This window comes from Undibacterium sp. YM2 (assembly GCF_009937975.1).
Classification (GTDB): Bacteria; Pseudomonadota; Gammaproteobacteria; order Burkholderiales; family Burkholderiaceae_D; genus Undibacterium.
Genome location: NZ_AP018441.1, coordinates 358,459 through 382,539, shown reverse-complemented (window position 1 = coordinate 382,539; position 24,081 = coordinate 358,459). Strand labels below are relative to the sequence as shown.

The 24,081-nt window shown below is 52.4% G+C and carries 18 protein-coding genes; 10 read left to right on the top strand and 8 right to left on the bottom strand.

Going from position 1 to position 24,081, the window contains the following annotated elements; all coding sequences use genetic code 11:
- Positions 1 to 9: 9 nt before the first annotated feature.
- On the bottom strand, positions 10 to 1,077 hold the full coding sequence (locus tag UNDYM_RS01790; protein ID WP_162039499.1) for an efflux RND transporter periplasmic adaptor subunit: 1,068 nt from the start codon (positions 1,075 to 1,077) through the stop codon (positions 10 to 12).
- A 167-nt stretch (positions 1,078 to 1,244) separates the two neighbouring features.
- On the opposite strand from UNDYM_RS01790, the gene UNDYM_RS01785 reads away from it, so the two are divergent.
- Positions 1,245 to 1,601, top strand: coding sequence for a helix-turn-helix transcriptional regulator (locus UNDYM_RS01785; protein WP_162039498.1), 357 nt, complete (start codon positions 1,245 to 1,247; stop codon positions 1,599 to 1,601).
- Here UNDYM_RS01785 and UNDYM_RS01780 read toward each other — a convergent pair.
- A complete protein-coding gene (locus tag UNDYM_RS01780; RefSeq protein WP_162039497.1) occupies positions 1,598 to 2,410 on the bottom strand; it encodes a sulfite exporter TauE/SafE family protein in 813 nt (270 codons plus the stop codon). The two genes, UNDYM_RS01785 and UNDYM_RS01780, sit on opposite strands and share 4 nt — an antisense overlap.
- 161 nt (positions 2,411 to 2,571) lie before the next feature.
- Between UNDYM_RS01780 and UNDYM_RS01775 the strand changes: the two genes are divergently transcribed.
- From UNDYM_RS01775 to UNDYM_RS01765, 3 genes are all read left to right on the top strand, one after another.
- Positions 2,572 to 3,432: an MBL fold metallo-hydrolase gene (locus UNDYM_RS01775; RefSeq protein ID WP_162044406.1), complete on the top strand. Its 861-nt coding sequence runs from the start codon at positions 2,572 to 2,574 to the stop codon at positions 3,430 to 3,432.
- Between the two features lie 132 nt (positions 3,433 to 3,564).
- Entirely contained in the window at positions 3,565 to 4,506 is a 942-nt protein-coding gene (locus tag UNDYM_RS01770) for a DUF4214 domain-containing protein (protein ID WP_162039496.1), read from the top strand.
- A gap of 33 nt (positions 4,507 to 4,539) precedes the next feature.
- Positions 4,540 to 5,649 (top strand): 6-phosphofructokinase, encoded by a 1,110-nt coding sequence (locus UNDYM_RS01765; RefSeq protein WP_162039495.1) that lies wholly within the window; start codon positions 4,540 to 4,542, stop codon positions 5,647 to 5,649.
- A gap of 44 nt (positions 5,650 to 5,693) precedes the next feature.
- Here UNDYM_RS01765 and UNDYM_RS01760 read toward each other — a convergent pair whose 3' ends face one another.
- Positions 5,694 to 9,329 (bottom strand): EAL domain-containing protein, encoded by a 3,636-nt coding sequence (locus UNDYM_RS01760; RefSeq protein WP_162039494.1) that lies wholly within the window; start codon positions 9,327 to 9,329, stop codon positions 5,694 to 5,696.
- Positions 9,330 to 9,461: 132 nt separating this feature from the next.
- Positions 9,462 to 10,763, bottom strand: coding sequence for a hemolysin family protein (locus UNDYM_RS01755; RefSeq protein WP_162039493.1), 1,302 nt, complete (start codon positions 10,761 to 10,763; stop codon positions 9,462 to 9,464).
- Positions 10,764 to 10,988: 225 nt separating this feature from the next.
- On the opposite strand from UNDYM_RS01755, the gene UNDYM_RS01750 reads away from it, so the two are divergent.
- The 3 genes from UNDYM_RS01750 to UNDYM_RS01740 all read left to right on the top strand — a co-directional run bounded on the left by UNDYM_RS01750 (position 10,989) and on the right by UNDYM_RS01740 (position 14,955).
- Positions 10,989 to 13,022 carry a site-specific recombinase gene (locus UNDYM_RS01750; RefSeq protein ID WP_232063669.1) on the top strand — a complete coding sequence of 678 codons (2,034 nt, stop codon included), beginning with the start codon at positions 10,989 to 10,991 and terminating at the stop codon, positions 13,020 to 13,022.
- 108 nt (positions 13,023 to 13,130) lie between these two features.
- Positions 13,131 to 14,111 (top strand): tetratricopeptide repeat protein, encoded by a 981-nt coding sequence (locus UNDYM_RS01745; RefSeq protein WP_162039491.1) that lies wholly within the window; start codon positions 13,131 to 13,133, stop codon positions 14,109 to 14,111.
- Positions 14,112 to 14,325: 214 nt separating this feature from the next.
- Positions 14,326 to 14,955 (top strand): YitT family protein, encoded by a 630-nt coding sequence (locus UNDYM_RS01740; protein ID WP_162039490.1) that lies wholly within the window; start codon positions 14,326 to 14,328, stop codon positions 14,953 to 14,955.
- A 56-nt stretch (positions 14,956 to 15,011) separates the two neighbouring features.
- Here the strand turns inward: UNDYM_RS01740 and UNDYM_RS01735 are convergent, their stop codons facing one another.
- Positions 15,012 to 16,034: a GlxA family transcriptional regulator gene (locus UNDYM_RS01735; protein ID WP_232063668.1), complete on the bottom strand. Its 1,023-nt coding sequence runs from the start codon at positions 16,032 to 16,034 to the stop codon at positions 15,012 to 15,014.
- Between the two features lie 191 nt (positions 16,035 to 16,225).
- On the opposite strand from UNDYM_RS01735, the gene UNDYM_RS01730 reads away from it, so the two are divergent.
- The 3 genes from UNDYM_RS01730 (at position 16,226) to UNDYM_RS01720 (ending at position 19,510) form a co-directional block, all read left to right on the top strand.
- Positions 16,226 to 17,332, top strand: a complete 1,107-nt coding sequence (locus tag UNDYM_RS01730; RefSeq protein WP_162039489.1) for an S-(hydroxymethyl)glutathione dehydrogenase/class III alcohol dehydrogenase — start codon at positions 16,226 to 16,228, stop codon at positions 17,330 to 17,332.
- A complete protein-coding gene (gene fghA, locus UNDYM_RS01725; protein WP_162039488.1) occupies positions 17,332 to 18,216 on the top strand; it encodes an S-formylglutathione hydrolase in 885 nt (294 codons plus the stop codon). Before UNDYM_RS01730 ends, fghA begins: the two co-directional genes overlap by 1 nt.
- 169 nt (positions 18,217 to 18,385) lie before the next feature.
- A complete protein-coding gene (locus tag UNDYM_RS01720) occupies positions 18,386 to 19,510 on the top strand; it encodes a beta-ketoacyl-ACP synthase III (protein WP_162039487.1) in 1,125 nt (374 codons plus the stop codon).
- An 82-nt stretch (positions 19,511 to 19,592) separates the two neighbouring features.
- Here the strand turns inward: UNDYM_RS01720 and UNDYM_RS01715 are convergent, their stop codons facing one another.
- The 3 genes from UNDYM_RS01715 to UNDYM_RS01705 all read right to left on the bottom strand — a co-directional run bounded on the left by UNDYM_RS01715 (position 19,593) and on the right by UNDYM_RS01705 (position 24,070).
- Complete coding sequence (locus UNDYM_RS01715) at positions 19,593 to 20,291, bottom strand: DUF3334 family protein (RefSeq protein ID WP_162039486.1); 699 nt, start codon at positions 20,289 to 20,291, stop codon at positions 19,593 to 19,595.
- A gap of 370 nt (positions 20,292 to 20,661) precedes the next feature.
- Complete coding sequence (gene ampC / locus UNDYM_RS01710; RefSeq protein ID WP_162039485.1) at positions 20,662 to 21,822, bottom strand: class C beta-lactamase; 1,161 nt, start codon at positions 21,820 to 21,822, stop codon at positions 20,662 to 20,664.
- Positions 21,823 to 21,886: 64 nt separating this feature from the next.
- Entirely contained in the window at positions 21,887 to 24,070 is a 2,184-nt protein-coding gene (locus UNDYM_RS01705; RefSeq protein ID WP_162039484.1) for a TonB-dependent siderophore receptor, read from the bottom strand.
- Between the last annotated feature and the right edge of the window lie 11 nt (positions 24,071 to 24,081).

Sequence of the window (24,081 nt, the reverse complement as noted above, 5' to 3'; positions counted from 1 at the left end):
GGCCGGTCCTCAGCGTGCCGCCATTGTCGTCAAAGGGTGGAGCAGTACTTTCTCACCGGCTGTGACACCTGCGAGCACCTCCTGCTCATTACCCATGACCGGGCCGGGCTTGATTTGCCTGAGCAGGGGCTTGCCCTGCGGACCGACGACATAAACAGCCCACAATTCTGCCCGCCGGATGATGGCACTGGCTGGTACATACAGGCGGGCAGCATCCGTCTTGTCCTGTGTATGAACAGGCAATTGCAAACGCGCAAACATGCCGGGTGCAAGCCCACTTATATTATTGATGGCGGGAAGCTCAAAGCGCAATTGCACGGTATGGGTGCTGGCGTCAGTCACTGGCAAGACAGTGAATTTATCGAGCCTGACTATGCGTTGCGCAGCTGGCAAAGCAGGTATCTCTATCGTGACCGTTTGGCCCTGTACCAGGCGAGCGATGCTTGCCTCCGGCAAGCTTGCCGTCACACGCAACGCGGCTGGGTCAAACACTGTCATCAGGGCTTTGCCCGGTGTGACCATATCTCCCTGACTGACATAGACATCAGCGATGCGTCCAGCATAAGGGGCCGTTAATGCATAGAAGCCCGCCTGCGTCTGTACCGCGCCAGCCCCGGCAATTTGCGCATGGGCAGCAGCGCTGGAAGATTTGAACTGGGCCTCTGCCCTGTCGAGTTGCGCCTGGCTGATGTATTGCCGGGCAAACAGTTGCTTCTGGCGTTCGAAGTCTTTGCTGGCCAGTTGCAGTTCTGCCCGCGCCGCTTCGACCTGGGCCTGGCTGGCATAGGCCTGCTGGCTGGCAGCGCGGCCATCGATTCGGGCCAGCACTTGCCCGGCTTTCATGCTGCCAGCCGCTTTTGCCGGCAATTCTGTAATGGCACCTGATATCTGGGCGGCGATCACCGTCTGCCTGACCGCTTCTACCACACCATCGGCGGTGATCATGCCGCCCGTGTTGCCAGCCCTGACCTCTGCCACCACCAGTTCAGCCGCCATGACATCAGCCAGAAAAAATAGTGCAAAAATAGCAGCAAGTACTTGCTTGAGATGATGAAAATGAAGGATTTGGGTGGCCATGGTTCAGTAGATGTAGCGCCTTAGCAGGTTTTTTGCAGATGTCTTTCGCATGTGCAGCAGAAGCATAATATGCTTATTTGCGCAATTACGCAAATAGTAAATTAAGCGTGGGCAATCTTGCAAACTCGGGGTATGATAGAAATATTCCCACTACCACATTGACTGTCATGGACGGATTATCTGATCAGGCTTTGATACAGATTGCCCATTATTTTTCGGCGCTGGCTGAGCCTACCCGCTTGCGCATACTGAATTGCCTGCGCGAAAAAGAACACAATGTAGGTGAACTGGCCGAGCGTTGCTCCTGCTCGCAGGCGAATGTCTCACGCCACCTGTCCACCCTGGCCAAGCATGGCCTGGTAGCTCGCGAAGGCCGTGGTACTTCGGTGTATTACCATATCGCTGATGAGTCTATCTATGCACTGTGCGACCTGGTCTGCGGCAATGTTGCACGGCAACTGGAATCACAGGCAGCGATACTGAATGGTGCGAACATGACGAATGCCAGCCGCAACCTCAACTAGGCCACAGCACGATAAACCAGGCTCACTGCAACACACAAAAGCAAAGCAACGAAAATCATCTGTACTTTTTTTGCTGGCAACTGCAAGGCGATGCGTCTTGCCAGCAACATGCCACCTACCGTAGTCGCAACAAACATGGCTGACAGCAAAGCTGGCAAGTGGGTACCACTCAGCAAGGCAGACCCTACTCCCATGGTACCGACTATGCTGACGACCAGCAGTGAAGTCGCCACCGCCACATGCATGCTGGCATTGGTGTAATGCCTGAGCATGGGGACGATGACAAAGCCACCACCCACACCCAGCAAGCCTGTCATGAAACCGGATACTGCGCCTATGCCAGCGATCACGGCACCGGTCTTGAATGACCATTCAAAGCGGCCAGTACTGGCATTAATACGCGCCATGGCGGCACGCTGCGCATCATCACATTCAGGCGAACGCAATTGCACTATCAACCTCACCGCCACCACACCCAGTATCAGGGCGAACACCAGCATCAGCCATTGCTGGGACATCCGATGGGCAACCTGCACGCCAAGCAGGGTAGGCAAGCTGCCAGCCACTGCCATCAGGATGGCAGCACGGTAACGCACTAGTTTGCGCATAAGACCTTCTATTGCGCCTATCAGGGCTGCGCTACTGACAGCCAGCAAGGCCACAGGCATGGCCTGCTGCATGCTGAAGCCCTGGGTATACACCAGCGCGGGCACCGCCAGTATGCCACCACCTGCCCCGGTCAGGCCCATGATAAGGCCAACCAAAGCACCGATAAGCACCACGACAAGTTCTGCTGCAGAGATCAACATATTGAAAGTCTGGATAAAAACACCCGCTAGTGTATTCCTGTCATGTTCTCGCGTCGAGTCTGAAACCAGGCTTGATCCTGCACAAGTACGCCAGATGTCAAATTCAACAGCATTTTTGCTATCATCCCAGAACTCATCTCTTCGCCATGAGCGAGCTCATCATGAACCCTACAGTACAAAGTTACTTTGATACGCAAACCTGCACTGCCACCCACATCGTATTTGATGCGCCCGGTGGCCAGGCAGCAGTGATAGACCCGGTACTGAATTACGAACCCAAGTCAGGGCGTACCACCACAAAATCTGCCGATCAGGTGCTGGCGTTCCTGGCGACTAATAACTTGCAACTGCAGTGGCTGCTGGAGACCCATGCCCACGCCGATCATTTATCGGGGGCACAGTACCTGAAAGAGAAGGCTGGCGGACAGATTGCGATAGGCGAAAAAATCACTGAAGTACAAAAGACCTTCAAGACCCTGTTCAATCTTGAACAGGAATTTCCTGTCAATGGCACGCAATTCGATGTGCTGTTTGCTGCAGATGCAAAATTCTCCATAGGCCGGTTAACTGCACAGGCGCTGTATGTTCCCGGCCACACCCCGGCTGATGTGGCCTACCTTATTGGTGATGCCATTTTTGTTGGCGATACCCTGTTCATGCCAGATGTGGGAACTGCACGTTGTGATTTTCCTGGAGGTGATGCCAGCCAGTTATATCACTCCATACAAAAACTCCTGTCCTTCCCGCCCGCGACCCGGCTGTTCCTGTGCCACGACTATCCACCTGCGGGCCGCGAAGTCTGCACGCAAACCACAGTCGCCAGCCAGAAGGCCAGCAATATCCATGTGCGCGACGGCATCGCTGAAGCAGACTTTGTGGCAATGCGGGGCAAGCGGGATGCCGGACTGGAAATGCCCTACCTGCTGATCCCGGCCATACAAGTCAACATACGTGCAGGGGCAATGCCAGCGGCTGAATCGAATGGTGTCCACTACCTCAAAATTCCGGTGAACGGACTTTGAGGCATACTTCGCCATGATTCTGTATCAATTTGTTGCAATGCATGAATGTCAATTTTTTTGAAGTAGAATATTTTTTCTTATGCAATACAAATATTGCATGAATTTCTCTTCACAATACCTGACAGGATACACATGGCGAATATCAAAGTAACCCAGCGTGGCATGCTCATCACGTACACGACCGAACCTTCCAGCAATATTTCTACCGGCCCGAATGGCGGTTACTACAAGGGCCTGTCGACCACCATAGAATGGACAGGCATCAACCTTGCATATCAGGACCCGAATACCGTCATGCCTACCGGCGGCACCATCACTTCGTTCACAACGACGGGCGCGAATGGCACGGATCAGTTGAGCATTACCGGCATCAATTATCAGGTCCAGGCTTCAGACCTGAACCTGCCTCTTGACCAGCGCCTCGGTAAATTGTTGATGGGCAATGATAACTGGACAGGTACGACAGGCAACGAGACTTTTGTGTATGGTCTGGGCAATGACAATTTTGACGGCGGCGCAGGTTTTGACACGCTCTTCACCAATGTCTCAGCCAGTGCTTTTTCCATCGAAAAAACCGGCAATGACTTTACCCTGACCGTGACGCAGAAGGGCACGAATATCACCGGCCAGGTCAGCAAGCTCAGCAATATAGAGAGAATACAGTTTCCGGACAAGATGATTGCCCTGGACCTGGATGGCAACGCAGGCCAGGCTTATCGCCTCTACCAGGCAGCATTTAACCGTACGCCTGACAAGGCTGGCCTCGGTTACTGGATAGGCCAGCTCGACAAGGGGGCAGAAAACCTCAATCATGTGGCAGCAGGCTTCGTCAATTCGGCTGAATTCAAGCAAATGTATGGCGCCAATATTTCTGACAATACCTTCCTGACGGCACTGTACAACAATGTGTTGCACCGCAACCCTGACCAGGCAGGTTTTGATTACTGGAATGGCCGTATTTCTGCGAGCATGACGCGTCCGGACATCCTGGCCAGTTTCAGCGAAAGCACAGAAAACATTGCCCAGGTGATAGGACAAATTTCACACGGGATTGAATACATCCCCTACAATTAACTGTAGAAAACCCCATTTTTTGACAGGCTGAACATGACTGCAAGTATCAAGCGCATCGCCATCAGTACAGGTGGCGGCGACGCACCAGGTTTGAATGCAGTCATACGTTCAGTAGTACTGGCTGCGGCCCAACGTGGCTGGGAATGCTATGGCATACGTGAAGGATTCAACGGTATCCTGTTGCCTGAGCGTTACCCGCATAACGGCGTGACCCGCCTGACCGTAGATCAGGTACGCGGCATAGGGCATCTGGGTGGCACTATACTGGGCACCACCAATCATGGTAACCCGTTGCGCTTTGCCACTACCATGCCTGACGGCAGTGTGCAGGAAATCGACCGCAGCGCTGACATCCATGATTACCTGAAAAAAATGGATATCGATGCCCTGGTATGCATAGGTGGGGATGGCACACTGACGATTGCCAATGCCCTGCACCTGCAAGGCCTGCGTGTAGTGGGTGTACCCAAGACCATAGACAATGATCTTGACAAGACTTTTACCACTTTTGGCTTTGACACGGCGGTCTCGTTCGCGACTGAATGCGTAGATCGCCTGCACAGTACTGCAGAAAGCCACCAACGCATCATGGTGGTAGAAGTGATGGGACGCTATGCCGGCTGGATAGCGCTGCACTCTGGCATTGCTGCCAACGCACATGCGATCGTCATACCGGAAATACCGTATGACATACAAAAAATCGCAGCGATGATACGCCAGCGTGATGCAAATGGCCGCCACTATTCCATCGTACTGGCTGCCGAAGGAGCTTTGCCTGTCGGCGGCCAGCACCTGGTGCAGGCTACGGCCGGTAATGGTTATGTAGAGCGGCTGGGAGGGGTGGGAGAGCAACTGGCGCATGAGCTGCAGCAACTGACAGGAAAAGAGGCTCGTGCCGTCGTCCTGGGCCACCTTTTACGTGGCGGCAGCCCTACTGCGTTCGACCGCTTGTCAGCCATGCGCTTTGGTGCCGCTGCCGTGCGTGCCCTGGATGAAGGCCATTCTGGCATCATGGTCGCACTGGCTTTTCCCAACGTGAATTATGTGGCACTGGAAGAAGTGGCTGGCCGCATGAAAGCCGTGCCCATGGATAGTGATACTTTACAGACAGGGCGGGACATAGGTATCTGTTTTGGCGACTAAAGCTGCCTGAATCAAATCAGCACCAGCGCGCCATGGCTTCGTGACTATGGCAAACTATTCCTGAAGAATGCTGCAAACTCATCTGCAGGCAAAGGACGTGAATAATAATAGCCCTGCACTTCATCACATTGCTGTTGCCGCAAAAATTCCAGTTGTTCTGCAGTTTCCACACCTTCGGCTATGGTCATCAGGCCCAGGCTCTTGGCCATGCTAATGACGGCGCTGACGATAGCCCGGTCTTCCGGGTCGCTGGTGATATCGCGCACAAAACTCTGGTCTATCTTGAGCTTATAGACCTTGAATTTTTTCAGATAGCTGAGTGAGGAATAGCCAGTACCAAAATCATCGATGGACATGCGTATGCCGCGTTCATGCAGATTATTCATGACGGCAATGGCCCCTTGCGGATCATGCATGGCCACGCCTTCTGTCAATTCCAGTTCCAGGCATGCAGGCGGCATGTCTGCCTCTTGCAATATGCGTGTCACCAGCGCGGGCAAATCATGATGGCGGAACTGGACAGCTGACAGGTTTACCGCAATCAGTAAATCCGGCAAGCCACTGGCCTGCCATTGCTTCCATTGTTTTGCGGCTGTACGCAAGACCCATTCACCTATGGGTAAAATCAAGCCGCTGTCTTCTGCGACCGGGATAAATTCCGCGGGCGAGACATGCCCCAGTACAGGATGGTGCCAGCGCAGCAATGCCTCGGCACCAAGCACATGACCGGTTTGCATCGAGAGTTGCGGTTGGAAATGCAACTGGAATTGCTGCTTCTCCAGCGCCTGCCGCAAGGCATTCACCAGCTCCAGGTGACGGGTGGAGCGCTCCTGCATTTCCTGGGTAAAGAAGCGGTAGGAATTACGGCCCTCACGCTTGGCCCTGTACATTGCAGCATCAGCATTGCGCGACAAGGTTTCGAGGTCTTTGCCATCATTCGGATAAATCGCGATGCCCATGGATGCTGTCACGTTCAGATCATATTCGCCGAGGTGAAATGGTGTATTCACAACCTGCATGAGTTTTTGCACGACTTGCTCCACCCTGTGCTCATCGACACCGGTTAACAGCAAGATAAATTCATCACCACCCAGGCGCGAAATCGTATCATTCTCGCGCATGGTAGCCACCAGCCGCTTGGCCAGTTCTACCAGCAGGGTGTCACCGAGACTATGGCCGAGGGTGTCGTTGATGTCCTTGAAATGGTCAAGATCAAAGAAGATCACCGCCAGTGCATCCTGGCTACGTTCGGCCAGGCTCAGTGCATAACGTGCCAGTTCATCCAACAAGGTGCGGTTGGGCAAGCCGGTCAACGCGTCATAATGTGCCAGATATTTGATACGTTCTTCGGTGCGTTTTTTATCGCTGATGTCTTCCTGTATAGACAGGAAATGTGTGACCACACCTTCGCTATTCCTGATAGGTGAGATGTGTGCCAGATCAGTATGATCCAGACCGTCGGCATAGCGGTTGATCAGCTCGCCCTTCCAGTTTTCGCCACGTCCCAGTTGCTGCCACATGTCCACATATACTTCTGGTGCAGTCTTGCGCGAGCGCATGATACTGGGTTTGCGGCCTATGACTTCCTTGAGCTCCTTGCCGGCATTCTTCAGGTAAGTCGCATTCGCATATTCTATGTTGACCGCCGTATCTGTAATCACGATGGCGTTTGAGCTTTGTTCGACTGCCTGTGACAGCTTGTGCAAGCTTTCTTCAGCCTGTTTGCGTTCCATGCCTATGGCGATCAGGTTGGCGGCCATCTCCAGCAAGTTCAGGGAAAATGTATCCGGCACTGAAGGTTGGTGATGGTAGATGGCGAATGCGCCTATGACCTTGCGTTCAGCAGAACGTATGGGCTCGGACCAGCAGGAACGCAAATCAAACTGCTCTGCCAGTTGCCGGTAATCACGCCAGTAGGCATGGGTGGAGATATCCGCAACTACCGTACGTTCACCAGTGAACAAGGCATTGCCACAAGAACCTACGCCAACACCCATTGGCTCACCTTCTATTGCCCGAATAAAGGGTAGGGGTAGACTGGGGGCAGCACCTGTAGCCAAATGTATGCCATCTCTGTCCAGCAACATGATGGAACAAAGACAATCCGGCAATAAGGACTCGACCTTCAGGACAACATCATGGAACAATTCTTTTTGCGTGGTGTTGGCAGTAATTCTCTCCAGCATATAGCTACGCAATTCCTCCATCTGCAAGGCATGCAGGCGTTCATCTTCAAGCTCAAAACGATTCAGGAAATGGCTGATATCTGTTGCGAATTCCATCAATAAATCCTGTATGGATACATCAAAAGAATTGACATTCCCGGCATATAAGTTGAAGGTGCCAACCACTCTGCCATTCTTGAGCAATGGCAAAGCCGCAGAAGACAGCCAGCCTTGTGCGGCACCCCGTTCGTGCCATGGCGCGGTGCGGGTATCGTGCAAAAAATCCTGACACCAGTAAGGCTGGTTTTGCAAATAGGCCAGCGCACTGGGCCCATGCTTTTCAGTCTGGGCGGGATCGACAGAGAGCTGCAAACCGTGCAGATAGCTGGCGCCCGCGCCAAAAAACGCAGCGGGCTGCAGTAATTGGGTACTCTCATCCACCAGCCCTATCCATGCCATTTTCAGACCACCTATGGTCACCGCATTTTCACAAATACGGGGCAGCAAGTCGTCTTTGTTTTCCAGACGCAGGATGGATTGATTGCATTGGTTCAAAGCATGATACAACCTGCTCAGACGCTCACTCTTTTGCGCCGCCTGATTGCGTTCTGCATCTATCTCGGCCAGTTTTGCCTGGGTCATTGCCAACCAGCCCATGATGCTGACTTCCATGCCAGGCCTGACGTTGACTGGCGTAGTGAAATTACCCTTGCCAAGATTAATCAGGCTGGCTGACACTTCATGGATGGAAGCGCCAAGGCTCATGTTCAGCGAGCGATAGGCGCGCCACAGCATACCTACCAGCAGGATGCCCACAAAGACGAACAGCATGCGCACGTACATGGCAAACTGCGCCGCCTCTTCTACCAGAACCAGCCCGCGTGCTTCCATCAAATGGCGTGCTTGTGCGATGGGTTGCAAGATCGCCAGTTTGGTTTTGCGATATTGTTCGTCATACAGAAGATGACTGGCCTGGGCTCTGGCAGCCGTCACATCCGGCCCCGGGTTTTCTATCAAATCCATGGCCCTGAATTCGATTGCGGTAAGGGCGTCAGAATTTGCCTTTGCCTGCTCAAGGAGTGTGAATTCTTCCTTACTGATACCAGTCTTTTTTATCAGGTCCAATAATGGGATACGCAGACCGGCAAAGTCATTCAGCTTGCTGACCTCGTCCCTGGTCTGGGCCTGACTTGCCGGAACCAGATCCCAGAACAAATTCTTGCCCAGCGCAGGTCGTGGCAGCTTGCCATCACGTACATCAAGAACCTGCTGAAAATAGCGTTTGTAGTCCGGATCGCCAGTGACGACATAGGCGCGTACCAGGCGCGTCAGGTCCTCTGAACTCTCCTGTAATTCCATGGACAGGATATGTGACTCGTAACGCAACTCATTGAGTTGATCTACAGCTTTCTCGGCATAAACATACCAGCCAAAGACAAGGGTAAAAACAGCAAATACCACAAGCGTGAGCCAGAAGCTCCGTGCATATATGGACAAGCTGTTTTGAGAAGTCATGGGATCAGCACTTTCTATACCAGGCAATAAAACATTACTGCTAGTAGGGTTAAGTAGCTATTCTAAAACAAGTTTCCTGCCATGCAATCATGAATTGCATTATTTCTGTGCACAGCTTTGCTGATGTGTTCCTTATGCCTCGGATTTGGGATGTATCCTGACCAGAATGATACGTGGGCCATTCATTTTCTTGACGACGGCATCAAAGCGTTCAAACTCGACTTTCTGGCCTTCCACCGGCAAGTCCCCGAGTTTGTGCATGATCAGGCCGCCTATGGATTCGACTTCATCGCTATCGACATCAAAACCCAGCGCACTGCCCAGCGTGAACAGGGGCAGGCTGCCCTTGCCTATCAGGGTACCATCGTCCAGGGTCGTCCAGTCATTTTCATTCTGGCGGAATTCATCGCGTATCTGGCCAACCAGGGCACTTAGCAGATTATCCAGTGTCAAAAAGCCGACAGGCTTGCTGCCACGCACGCCGACGATGGCGAAGTGCGGCGCGCCCTTGCGGAAGCGGCGGAACAATTCCAGCGCAGGCATGGTCGGTGGCACAAACTCAACCTGGCGCAAATGCTTGCTCAGATCATCCAGCGGCTTGCCAGCCTGCTGCGCGAGGAACAGGTCTTTGAGGTGCAGCATGCCCAGCACGGTTTCTTCATCTTCATCAAAATAAGGATAACGGCTGAAGCGGTTACGGGCAGCGGTCTGCATGTTTTCTTCGAGACTGGCGCCTTTGTACATGGCCACGACTTCATTGATGGGGCGCATGAGGTCAGAAATTTCAAGACCACCAAAATCCAGCACCTGGGCCATGATGCTCCACTCATCGCGGGTTTCTTTCTTGCCGCCGTGGCTGCCGCGCAGGATGAGCTTGAGTTCTTCAGGCGAATAATGGGCGTCACCACCATGTTCTGCACTCAGGCCTATCCATTTCAAGACCTTGTTGGAACTGAAGTTCAGGGTCCAGATCGCCGGGTACATGGCCCAGTAAAACGCATACAGGGCTGGCGCTGTCCACAAAGAGACGCGCTCAGGCATGCGTATCGCCATGGATTTGGGCGCAAGCTCACCGACCACGATATGCAGGAAGGAAATAACGAAGAATGCAAAAAAGAAAGAGACACCGTGTATCAGTTCTTCTGAAGTGATACCGGCAAGAATAAACAGGGGATGCAGCAGGCGTGCAAAGGCAGGTTCGCCTATCCAGCCCAGGCCCAGGGATGCCAGGGTAATACCAAGCTGACAGGCGGATAAATAGGTATCCAGGTGTTGATGCACCGTGAATAAGAGGCGGCCACGCAAACCTGAGGTTTTTGCAATACTGCGCACCCTGGTCTGACGCAACTTCACCAGACCGAATTCTGCTGCCACGAAAAAGCCATTTAACAAGACCAGTAACAGGGCAGCCAGCACCAACAATAAATTATCCAACGCTCAACCTTTTTAATGAACACCCCGACACTTTAGACTAAATTGCCTCTTTTTGCATGCAAATGCAATGGCTTACATAATGCTGCTCTTGAAAAATCAGCAATTTGCCACACCTCTTAAGGCCTAAGGTATGCTAATGGAAGGCTCTCCACTTTCATTGGCTGCATGACAAAACCCATGAATTGCGTTACAAGCTTATGTTCATGGCATTTTGAGGAGAAAGGTTTGAGCTTAGACAGTGTTTTAGCGGAAATTGAAATCCGCCTTGGCGAATATCCTGCACTCAATGATATCCAGCACTTGCGTGAGCTGATTGCAGAGATACGCCCGCCCCGTCCACAAGATACCGCAAGGGCTACCGACAACCTGCGTGCGCTGTGCTTTGTGCTGCAAAGTAATCCGGCATGGCGCAAGGCCTTGCGCTGTTATTTGGTACAGGTATTGACCACGCGCAAGCTGGTGCATTTGTTCACCGATGTGGGCATCACCCAGAATACCGGCTTCTGGTCTGCGGCCAGGCAAAGATTGATGAATAAATTTTTGCCGCCACTGGTCAATGACGCCTATATCAAGGACGTATTTGGCCAGTTGTTTCATAAAAAAACCGACCACATCTGGATCAATGCAGTAACCGACCAGGCCTGGATGGATTTGCTCAGGGCCATAGGCTTTCGCTCGCGTGCACCGCGTACCACCTATGCGGCACTGACATGTGAAATTCTCAGTGCCGTACAGGTGCTGTCTTACCGCGTCACGAATATAGGCCTGGAAGCCGAACTGGTACGCAATTATCCCGACATAGAAAAATTCGAGTCACCTTTCCTGCGCCAGAATGATGCGATCAATGACTATGTGATTTGCTATAACAAGTGGCTGACCGACAAGTCATGCGAACGTGAGGACAGCAAACACATAGAAGTCTTGCTGACCCAGTGTGAAGACATCGTCAACCGCATACGCCGCACGGCGGCATTGCAAGGCGTCTCGATCAGCCTGACGCGCCTGCTGCTGCAACTGATGCAAAGCATAGCCCGCCTGCGTCAGTTGCTGGACATGCTTGACAGCCGTAGCACTGAGCACGCAGCAACCATAGGTACCGCCCTGTTCAAGGAATTGTCTATCGCAGAAAACCACAGCCATAGCCTGCGCAATCTCATGCAAAGCAATACCGAGCTCTTGTCACTGCAGGTGACCGAGCGTGCAGGTAAAAGTGGTGAGCACTATGTGACGAACAACCGGGCCGAATGGCTGGAGATGTTGCGCTCTGCCCTGGGTGCTGGTTTCATTGTCGGCTTCATGGCATTGATCAAGATTTTGTTTGGTTCCCTCGCGCTGGCGCCGTTTGGTTATGCTGTGCTGTACAGCCTGAATTACTCAGGTGGCTTCATGCTGGTGCATGTCTTGCACTTCACCATCGCCACCAAGCAACCGGCGATGACCGCAGCCCTGCTGGCGCGCGCCATCGATGGCGGCAAGCAAAAACTTGATGAACTGGCTGAGCTCATCGTGCGCGTATTGCGTTCGCAATTCATTGCCATCATCGGTAATATAGGCCTGGCCATGCCCACCGCCTATGGCATTGCCTGGGCCTGGCTTGCCATCACAGGCAAGCATCTGGTGTCGCCAGAAAAAGCCCAGCACCTGTTGCATGATATCGATCCCTTTGGCAGCCTTGCCTTGCCGCATGCGGCGATTGCCGGTGTCTGCCTGTTCTTGTCCGGCCTGATCTCAGGCTATTACGATAACAAGGCCAGTTACGCAAATATCCCGGAACGTCTGCGCCAGTTGGGCTGGCTCAAAAGCCTGCTCGGCGAGGCGCGCCTGTTGCGCGTCACCACTTACATAGGCAATAACCTTGGTGCGCTGGCGGGGAATTTTTTCTTTGGCATCATGCTCGGTACGATAGGGCAGTTGGGCAGTTTCTTTGGTTTGCCGATAGACATACGCCACATCACCTTTGCCAGCGCCAATTTTGCCTTTGCCCTGGTCGGCCTTGACAATGTCATGAGCTGGCAAGTGGCGGCCTATTCGCTGTTTGGCATCATGTGCATAGGGATGGTCAATCTCGGTGTCAGCTTCAGCCTGGCGATGCTGGTGGCCTTGCGTTCACGCCGTGTCAGTTTTGGTCAGGGTGGTTTGCTGACCGTCTTGCTGTGGACACGCTTCAAGGAAAATCCACGTGATTATTTCTTTCCGGCCAGGGAAGCCACCACAGCAGAAGAAACACAAAAGGAACTGGAAACGGAAAAGAAAGACTGAGACTGATCTGTCCTTTTTGATCCCTGCGGTTTTGCCCCTTCACTGCGCCAGTCAACCAAATGACTGGCGCAGCGTTAATGAGGGATCAATTCTTTTCGGGGGTCTTCCATGAAACTTGTACCTGCTTTGCTCGCCAGTGCCATCACCTTGCTCACCATGCAAGCCGCCAGCGCCCATGAGTACGATGGCTTGATGAAGGCAAAGAAATATGCTGAAGCAGAAAAAACCGCGAATGCCAAATTAAGCACCGATGCCAATAACGCCGATGCCTTGCTGGTAAAAGCAGAATTGATACTGGCCGAAGGCAAACTCGACAAACTCGATGAAGCCGCGAAATACGCAGAGCAATGTGTTAGCGCCCATCCCCAACTGTCTGAATGCCATGAAATGCTGGGCAATGTTTTAGGCACCAAGGCCACATCCGGCAGCATGTTTGCCGCCATGTCCTACGCCGGCAAAATCCGCGACGCCTTTATCAAGGCAGTAGAACTGGACCCCAAAAATTACAGCGCGCGCAGCTCGCTGTTGCAATTTTATTTGCAGGCACCGGCGATTGCTGGTGGTGGCAAAAGCAAGGCACAAAACCTGGTCATAGAAACCGCGAAAGTGAATAGCGCTGCTGGCAATTTATTGCAGGCGAATGTGGACCTGGCAGACGACAAATTTGCCAGTGCAGAAACAGCAGCCCTGAGTGCCATTCCCGGTAATACCGAGTCACTCATCAACATGCAACGCAACATCCTGTACAGCATAGGTGCGAATTATGTACAGCAAAAGAAATACAGTGATGCAGAGCGCATCTTTACCGACCTGCAGCAACGCTTTCCTGCCAAATATCAAGGCGCATTTGGCATGGGCCGCTCATTACAGGAGCAAGGCAAACACAAGGAAGCACTGAGCTGGTTTGAAAAAGCCCAGACACTTGATACCAATGCAGGCATCTATTACCGCCTTGCACAATGCCTGCAAGCCGTGAATGAAAAGCCCAAGGCAATTTCTTATTTTGAAAAAGCACTGAGCTTCAAACCAGCCTTGAGCAAAAAACTGCGTGCAGATGCAGAAGAACAGTTAAAGGCCTTGAAAGCCTGATTACAAAAAATACCAGGACATATTGAGTAAAAAAAGCATGACTTATCCGGCACGGCAAGTCATGCTTTTTATTCACCACTGGCATCTGCCTGTTGCAAAACTGAAGCAGGAGGTTTGACACAGGTCAATGAAAGCGGGAATGCACACTGAAGCATGATGATGGGCTGGGGACTGCGGCGTACAATTGCCTTTCATTCCCATACTTTGCGCCTTCATGAAAACCGCCACAGCATCTAAACGCTTTATCCCGCATAGTCTGCTGGAAGATGTGCTGGCGATTATCACCGGCACTTTGCTGGTGTCCCTGGGTGTTGCCCTGTTTAATCAGGCTGGCTTGCTGACGGGTGGTACAGCGGGCCTGGCGTTCTTGCTGCACTATACGACAGGCTGGTCATTTGGCCTGGTGTTCTTTCTGATCAATCTGCCATTTTATTGGCTGGCCTGGCGACGCATGGGCTGGCGGTTTACCCTGAAGACTTTTTGTGCGGTGGCATTGGTCTCGGTATTTTCCAGCCTGCATCCCAAGCTCCTGCATCTGACAGCCACAACTGTCATGGCTCCCTTTTATGTTGCCCTGACTGGTGGCCTGATGATGGGCGTGGGTTTTATCGTCTTGTTCCGCCATCAGGCCAGCCTCGGTGGCATCAATATCCTGGCTCTGTATCTGCAAGAAAAACGCGGCATACGGGCCGGTAAATTGCAGATGGCGGTCGATTTCATCATCGTGCTGGCATCGCTGGCGGTGGTCACGCCTATGGCCTTGCTGGCTTCTGTACTTGGTGCCTTTGCGCTCAACCTGGCCATCAGCCTGAATCACAGGCCGGGGCGCTATATGGCGATGTAAAATCTGGCGATGTAAAGTCTGACGATGTAGAGATCTGATGATCTAAAGATTTTTAATCAAGCCAGCGCAGCACGATACTGTGTTGGCGACATCTGCAAGCGCTTTTGAAATACCCTGCGCAACTGGTCGTCACTACCAAAGCCACAGCGTGCCGCTATTGTTTTCACCGGCAGGGTTTGCTCAGACATATCCGCCAGTAATTGTCGGGCAAATTCAAGGCGCGCAGTCTCAATAAATTCTGTCGTGCTGGCACCTACTTCTTGCTGGAACAGACGGGTGAAGTTACGCAAGCTCATGCCCGCCATCTTGGCCAGTTGAGATACCGGCAGACGCTGGTGCAGGTTGGATAATATCCATTGCTGCAATTCACGTATATTGGTTTGCGCCGTTTTTTGGCTCATCAGATGCGTGCTGAATTGTGACTGTCCGCCAGGACGTTTCAGGTACACCACCATGTCGCTGGCAACTTCAAGCGCGAGTTCATGACCGCAATCATCTTCAACAAAGGCCAGCGCCAGGTCTATGCCAGCGGTCACACCAGCAGAAGTCCACAGGTTACCGCTGCGGATAAAAATCGCATCAGCATCTACCTGCACGGCAGCAAAATCATCTTGCAATTGCTGGGCAACACTCCAATGTGTAGTCGCATGTTTGCCGTCCAGCAAACCTGTGCGTGCCAGGAAAAAAGCGCCTGAACATAGTGCCGCCAGGCGTTTGATCCTGGGTGCAACTTCTGCCACCCAATCGATGATGGCCTGATTGTCTGCCAGCGCCTGCTGTATATGGCGCGAACCGACGATGATGGCGTCATCCGGCAAAGCCAGGGTATTGATGACCTTGCTGGCTTCCAGGCACATCAGGGTATCTGAACGTACAGGCCCCTGATGGGCCGCTGCAATCTTCACATCATAGGCAGCAGGCTTGCCCTGACGCTGCAAATGGATATTCGCATATTCAAATACCGACATAGGCCCTATCGCTTCCAGTGCCTTGAAACCGGGATAAACCACGATGTCTACTGTGCGTGCCAATGTTGGTCGTTTGACCATGCCTGGCTTCACTGCTTTGATTGGCTTCATCATTAGCCCTGGCCCAATAATATTCAATAAAGCACTCATCATAATCGAAACAGCACCATCCGTCTTTTTAAGCCATTCTTAGCGCACAATCGGCCAGACATGCAAAAAGATTACAGACTCACTGCGCTTTACAGCACAATCAGCAAACTCATTTTAGTGTCAGACCAAGACCCATCATTTAAAGGACAGCCATGAAAACCAAAGCCGCCATCGCCTGGAAAGCCGGAGCACCACTGACGATAGAAGAAGTTGACCTGCAAGGCCCGCAAGCTGGTGAAGTGCTGATCGAAGTCAAGGCCACCGGCATTTGCCATACCGACTATTACACCCTGTCCGGCGCTGATCCTGAAGGTCTGTTCCCGGCCATACTCGGCCATGAAGGTGCAGGTGTCATCGTCGATACCGGCCCTGGCGTGAACAGCCTGCGCAAGGGTGATCATGTGATCCCGCTGTATACCCCGGAATGCCGCCAGTGCAAATTCTGCCTGTCCCGCAAAACCAATCTGTGCCAGGCGATACGCTCAACACAAGGCCGTGGACTGATGCCGGATGCGACATCGCGCTTCTCTCTCGATGGCAAGCCGCTATTCCATTACATGGGTACATCGACATTCTCCAATTACATCGTGGTGCCGGAAATCGCCGTCGCCAAGGTACGGGAAGATGCGCCTTTCGACAAGATTTGCTACATCGGTTGCGGTGTCACCACTGGCGTAGGTGCCGTGGTTTTCACGGCCAAGGTGGAAGCTGGCGCGAATGTCGTGGTGTTTGGCCTTGGCGGCATAGGTCTCAATGTCATACAGGCTGCCAAGATGGTCGGTGCCGACAAGATCATAGGCGTCGATCTGAACCCGGCGCGTGAAAGCATGGCGCGTAAATTTGGCATGACCCACTTCATCAATCCGAGCGAAGTAGAAAACGTGGTTGACCACATCATACAGTTGACCGATGGTGGTGCCGATTATTCCTTCGAGTGCATAGGCAATACCAAGGTCATGCGTCAGGCACTGGAATGCTGCCACAAGGGCTGGGGCAAATCCATCATCATCGGCGTCGCTGAAGCTGGCGCAGAAATCTCTACCCGCCCCTTCCAGCTCGTCACTGGACGTGAATGGAAAGGCTCAGCCTTTGGTGGTGCCCGTGGCCGCACCGACGTACCCAAGATCGTCGATTGGTATATGGAAGGCAAGATCAACATCGATGACCTGATCACGCACAGATTACCTCTGGAACGCATCAATGAAGGCTTTGATCTCATGAAAAGCGGTGAATCGATACGCTCTGTGGTGTTGTTCTGATGACGCAGCACGAATCTAACGATGATGCAGAAGAAGTGAGCTTGCTGAGCCAGCACGCCTGCCATGGCGGCGTGCAGCGCTTTTATCAGCATGACTCTGCCGAGATAGGCTTGCCCATGCGGTTTTCCGTATATCTGCCACCACAGGCGATGGCGGGTGAGACTTGTCCGGCAATTATTTACCTGGCTGGCCTGACCTGCACTGAAGAAACCTTCATGATCAAGGCGGGTGCGCAAGCCATTGCCGCACGCGAAGGCATTATTCTCATCACGCCAGACACCAGCCCACGCAATGCCAACATCCCTGGCGACAGTGACAACTGGGATTTTGGTGTGGCTGCCGGTTTTTATCTGGATGCAACGCAAGCGCCGTGGAACAAGCACTACCGCATGCACAGCTACATCGTCGCGGAACTGCTGCCCATGCTGCTGGCCAGCCTGCCCATGGACAAGTCGCGCGTCGGCATCATGGGGCATTCCATGGGTGGCCATGGTGCGCTGGTACTGGCCTTGCGCCATCCAGAGCTGTTCAGAAGCGTATCTGCCTTTGCCCCCATCGCAGCACCAAGCCAATGTCCGTGGGGACAAAAAGCTTTCACCGGCTATCTGGGAACTGATCAAAACGCTTGGGTCGAGTATGACGCTACCGCCCTCATGCAAAAGCAGAGCCAAGCGCCCTTCCCCAAAGGCATACTGATAGACCAGGGATTTGCCGACAAATTTTTGGCGGAACAACTACACCCTGAAGCCTTCAAAACTGCCTGTGCCAGCGTGCAACAGCCGCTGACACTGCGCTACCATGAAGGCTATGACCATGGTTATTACTTCATCAATACCTTCATTGAAGATCATTTGCTGCACCACAAACAGCAATTGACTACCTGACCCTGTCATTGCCGCACTAAAGATTGCTTGTTCCAGGCGCACCAAACTGGAACAAGCACTCTATTTCTGTGCGTTTCTCGTTTAACTGTCATCTTTATTGTGTAAAATCGAGCGACTTCGTCGCGCATTTTTGCGCATAATTCAGAACGACATAACCAGAAAGCAAGAGATGAGCAAAGTAGTCATCAGCGGCACCGGCTTGTACACCCCTTCCCAGTCTATTTCCAATGAAGAACTGATCGCCAGTTTCAATGCTTATGTCCAGCAACACAATGCGCAAAACGCCGCGGCCATCGCCAGTGGTGACGTCGTCGCGCTGGAAGAATCCAGCGTCGCCTTCATAGAAAAAGCCTCAGGCATCAAATCCCGCTTTGTCATGAACAAGGAAGGCGTGCTCGACATCAACCGCATGGTGCCACGCATCCCAGAGCGCAGCGATGAAGAACCATCCATCATGTGTGAAATGGCAGTCGCTGCCGCCAACCAGGCGCTGGAACGCGCAGGCCGCACTGCTGCCGATATTGACGCCGTCATTTGCGCTGCCAGCAATATGCAACGTGGCTACCCTGCCATGGCAGTGGAAATCCAGAATGCCCTCGGCATAGACGGCTATGGCTACGACATCAATGTCGCCTGCTCATCCGCCACCTTTGGCATACAGGCAGCCGTGACTGCCATCCAAGGCGGCCAGGCGCGTGCGGTACTGGTCGTCAACCCCGAGATCACCAGCGGCCACCTGAACTGGCGCGACCGTGACAGCCACTTCATCTTTGGTGATGCCTGCACCGCCATCATCGTAGAACGCGCCGACCTGGCGACATCGAAGCACCGGTTTGAAATCGTTGGCCTGAAACTCAAGACCCAGTTCTCGAACAATATCCGCAACAACTTTGGCTTTTTGAACCGTGCTGATGAAAGCGGCATAGGCAAGCCAGACAAACTGTTCCGCCAGCAAGGACGCAAGGTATTCAAGGATGTCTGTCCCATGGCTGCGTCTGTCATCACCTCGACGGTGCAAGCTGCCGACATCGCCATCCCTGATGTCAAACGTTACTGGCTGCACCAGGCCAACCTGAACATGAACCTGCTCATCGCCCGCATGATTTTGGGCCGCGATGCAACGCCAGAAGAATCACCAACGATTTTGGACACTTACGCCAATACTTCGTCCGCTGGCTCCATCATCGCCTTCCACAAATACCAGGATGATCTGGAAGCTGGCAATGTAGGCGTGATCTGCTCTTTTGGTGCTGGTTATTCCATAGGCTGTGTTGTCGTCAAAAAACTGGGCTGAATTCTTGCTTGACCGGAAATAACAAAGGGCCGCATTTGCGGCCCTTTGCTTTTCCGGTCAGCACATCAGATCAGCACTGTTCTTACATTCCCAGGGATTTCAGCAGCTCAGAGTTTTCGTCATCATCATCGCTAGCGGCTGCGGCTGTCCCTGCTCCACTCTGATCTGCCGCCTGCTGCATGTGCAGCAGGGCATCTGGATCAGGCACTTCATGCGCTTCAAAGTCATGCAGCTTGATGAACTCTGTCCTGTCTATCGCCAGTTCAAGATAGAAGATATTGTTTTTCTCGGTGAAGAAAGAAACACGGCGCAATTCAGGCCTGTCCAGCGGGGTATCCACACTCAGCATGACCTGCTTGGTCAGCACCAGCATCTTGGGCTGGTTCTGGGTGATATTGGTCTGCAACTCGCGGCGTATCTTGCCAGTGAAGTCACCAACAATCTGGTTCATCAACTCACCGAGGATATTTGCCACCTCGTCAGAAGTGAACGAAGTTGCCAGCTCAGATTTGGGCATGCCCATATTGAGCATGTATTTCTCGTAGATTTCCAGCGCCGTATCGCCATCAAAATTCAATACGACCAAGCCGGAAAAGCCACCGTCAAACAACACAAAGCAACCTATATCCGGCTTCAAGCCTATCTTGGTGATGCGCTGCACCATGGCAGAATAATGCACCTTGCTATTCGTCGCGACATTCAAAACCCGTATTACCGAGTTACATAAACTCGTCAACAAATCTTCTGTTCCGTACACTACACCATTTTCTTCCGAGGCCATGACCAACTCCTGAACTTATTACATGAAAATCAATGCACATGCATGCAATGACTGGCTATCTTCAAGAAAGCGACAAAACGGAATCCCATCCTGTAGCAGCAAACCCTGAAAGCCTATACGAATAATGAAAGAATACTGAACCCCCAGCGCCCCGTCCACATGTTTCATGCGATGGACATGATTTGACAGGCTATACGCCAGATGTGCATCCATGGACTGTTGCTATTTTGCAAGCATGAAAAAGCAAAAGGCCGCATATAGCGGCCTTACGCTCTCGTCTATATTCAACTCGTCGGGATTAACTTGCGATTAACTTGCTACGAGGTCAACAAGTCTTGAAGAAAGCATGGCATTTCTCATAATAAGCAGTTCACATGCCCAACTGCCTCAAAATCTTTTGCGCCGTCTCTATGCGTGTCTGATTTGGATAATTCTTGTTGGCCAGGATGACGACGCCCATGTTACTGGCTGGTACAAAGGCGATGTAGGCGCCGAAGCCACCGGTGGCGCCGGTTTTATGGATAAAAACGTTTTTACCGGGTGTGAACGGTGGCGTGATTTTGGTCACCGGTGTGGCGTCAAAGGCCATGTGCTGGGATGAGCCTGTGATCACGGCAGCAATATCTGTCGGGTAGGGATAAAGTTCCCACACCAGGCTTTGGGTCATGCCGCCCGCTTTGAAGTAGCCGGTGTGGGTGTTTTTCAGGGCGGCTGCAAATTCGGGGGATAGTTCCATTTTCCCCAGATTCGCGCGGATGAATTGCACGAGATCGCTGGCGCTGGTTCTGACGCCGTAGGCTTCTGTCGAGAGTACATCTTCGCTCATGCGTACCGGGGTGTCGTCTTTTTTATAGCCTTGCGCATAGTCTGCGCGTTTGCTTTCTGGCACAACGATGTAACTATTATTCATGCCGAGAGTGGGAAATATCTGTTCCTGCATGATGGTGGCGAAGGGTTGTTGCAGGCTCTGGGCTGCGATAACGCCGAGCAGGCCTATGCTGATATTGCTGTAAGTGCGGTATGTGCCCTGGATGTGATCTGGCTTCCAGTTCTTGAGATAGGTGATCAGTTGCTCGTCACTGGTCACTTCGTCAGGAACCTGCTGGGGCAAGCCGCCTGTCGTGTGGGTTGCCAGGCTCAGCAGGCTAGTCTCGCCAAACTGCGAGCCTTTGAGGCTGGCTATGTGGTCAGCGACCTTGTCGTTCAGGGCCAGCTTTCCCCTGCCCTGTGCCAGGGTGGTCATGGTGGCGATAAAGGTTTTGCTGATGGAGCCTATCTCAAACAAGGTGTTATCGGTGACGGGAACATTCCCGGCTTTGGATGCTAGCCCGTAGTTGAACACATATTGTTTGCCATTGACGAAAATACCGACAGCCATGCCGGGGATGGCATTTTTTTCCTGTACCGGGAGTATGGCCTCATCAACGACACGTTTGAGCTTGTCCGTTTCTGCGCCCGTGGCTGTCAGGCTGAACATGGCTGCGATGAATAAGATGCTGATTTGATAGAAATGCAGGACGACTGATTTCATTATATTTTCCTCAAAAATTTTGTTAGCTGATGTTTTTAAAATGGACAAATTTTGCCGGGCAGGACTACAACTTCACTTCCCATACCAGCCGCCAGGTTCTTGCTGACTGCTGTTGATTGATATCTGTCCAGCGTGAAACTGCATTGGTGTAGATGCCGCTGTCGAGCTTGTCTTGTTGCAGCACATTACTGACTGAAAAACGCAACTGACTTTGCTTGTTTTGCTTCCAGGCCAGGTAAATATCGAGATGACGTCTGGGGCTGTTGTGCCCTGTCAGATAAGCTGATTCACGAATATTATTCGCGGCCTGGTAGCTGTAATCTGCCCCCACACGCAAGGCGGGATTGATCTGGTAGTCGGCACCAGCACTGACCAGCAAACCCGCCTGTTGTGCCAGATGGTTATCAGGGCCGGGCACTTGTTCTACCCTTGACCAGTTGCGGTTGAAATTGGCACGCAACTCCAGCGCTGGCATGCGGGCTGCCAGTTGCTGCAAGTTCAGTTTTGCCTCAATTTCCAGACCAAGGATACGGGCGCGGCCATTGTTGGCGAGACTGCTGACCCAGGTGCTGCCAATTTGTGTAGTCTGTTCGAGCATGACATCATCTATCCGTCGCCAATAGGTGTTGGCGCTGATGACGCTACTCTCGGTCAGGTAGTGCTCATAAGCCAGCTCCATGCCCCAGGCGCGTTCTGCCCGCAAGTTGGGATTGCCCTGAAAATCTGAATTGAGCGGGGTATTGTTGTTATCGATGCGGAACAGGCGTGGTACGAGATTACCCACGGTAGGCAATTTAAAACTGCGGTTGAGTGCCATGCGCCATTGTCTTTGGGCGTCGATTTTCCAGACACTTTGCAGTATAGGACTGAGCATGCTTGCATTATTTTGAAAATCAAAATTACCTGCTTCTTTGCTATTGCTGCTGATGCGCTCCATGCGCAAACCCAGGTAAGCTGACCAGGCGCTGTTGATAGTCCATTCATCCTGCAGATAGATGGCCTGTTTTTGCAGACTCGCCTGATAGTAGTGTGCGCTGTCAGGAAGGAGATTGAATTCCTGTTCAATACGGTTTTCATGACGCAATGCCCGGCTGGCTTCCCAGCCCAGACTCAGCACATGTGATTCTGAATACGGTGCCAGGTATTTGCCATTGAAGCGGTATTCATTTTCATCGGCATCACCGGTGACATAACGATGTATTTTTGATGTACCTGCATTGTCCTTGCCCCAGAAATGGAATTTGGTCGATCTGTCCAGGCTGTTCCAGCCCAGGTTCATGCTGAGCCTGGCACTGTCGGCGAGGCGACGTTCCCAACTGAGATCATTACGCGAGGTGAATACATGAGCAGTCCAGATGGAGTGATTATCAGGGAAATCGGTACTGTCACCGACATAGGTATTTTCTTTTTCCTGCTTGGTCTGCTCCTGTCTGGCGAGAGTCAGATTGCCCTGCCAGCTCAGACTGTCTTGCGCATTGATTTTCCAGTTCAGGCGTGGCGACAGGCTGGCCGCATCACGACGGTTTTGCTGGCCTTGCTGCAGTTGTCTGTCTGCTGTCGTTTCCCATGCATCACGCATGCTCGCGCGTTCAGACTGGCTTTCTGTCGCCAGGGTATTGAGCTGATTGACATTGCTCTCGAACGTGCCGGCCAGCACGTAAGAAATTTCAGGATGATCGCCCAGTTGATCTCCCAAACTCCATGACAGGTTGCCCGACAAGCGTCCGGCCTGCAGGCTGGTATTGGCTTTGATTTCTGTCGCCTGATTGCTGCTTTTTTTCTTGAGGATGATATTGATCGTTCCGGCAATACTCTGGGCACTGACATCGGCACTGGCAACACGCATGACTTCTATTTTTTCTATCAGGTCAGGGGCGATGCTGTCTATGGTGAAACCTACTGGCGTAGTCTGGCCATTCAATAATATCTGTGTGTAACCATTACCGAGGCCGCGCATGCGTATCTCTGCGCCCTTGCCCTTGCTCTCGGTGACACTGATGCCGGGCAGGCGTTTCAAGACTTCGCTGAGATTGGTGTCACCGTATTTTTCTATGTCTTCACGGCCATAGATGCTGCGCATGCCTACATCGTCTTGACGATCGCGATTGGGTTGTGACTTTGCATTGATTTCTACCTGTTGTGGTGTTTGCTGTGCCTGTTGTTGTGCCGACGCCTGCTTACCGGCAAACAGTGCCAGAACACTGAGCGCTATGGTAGATAGACGTGTTGATGCCTGCTGAAAAAGCATGATGTTTTCTT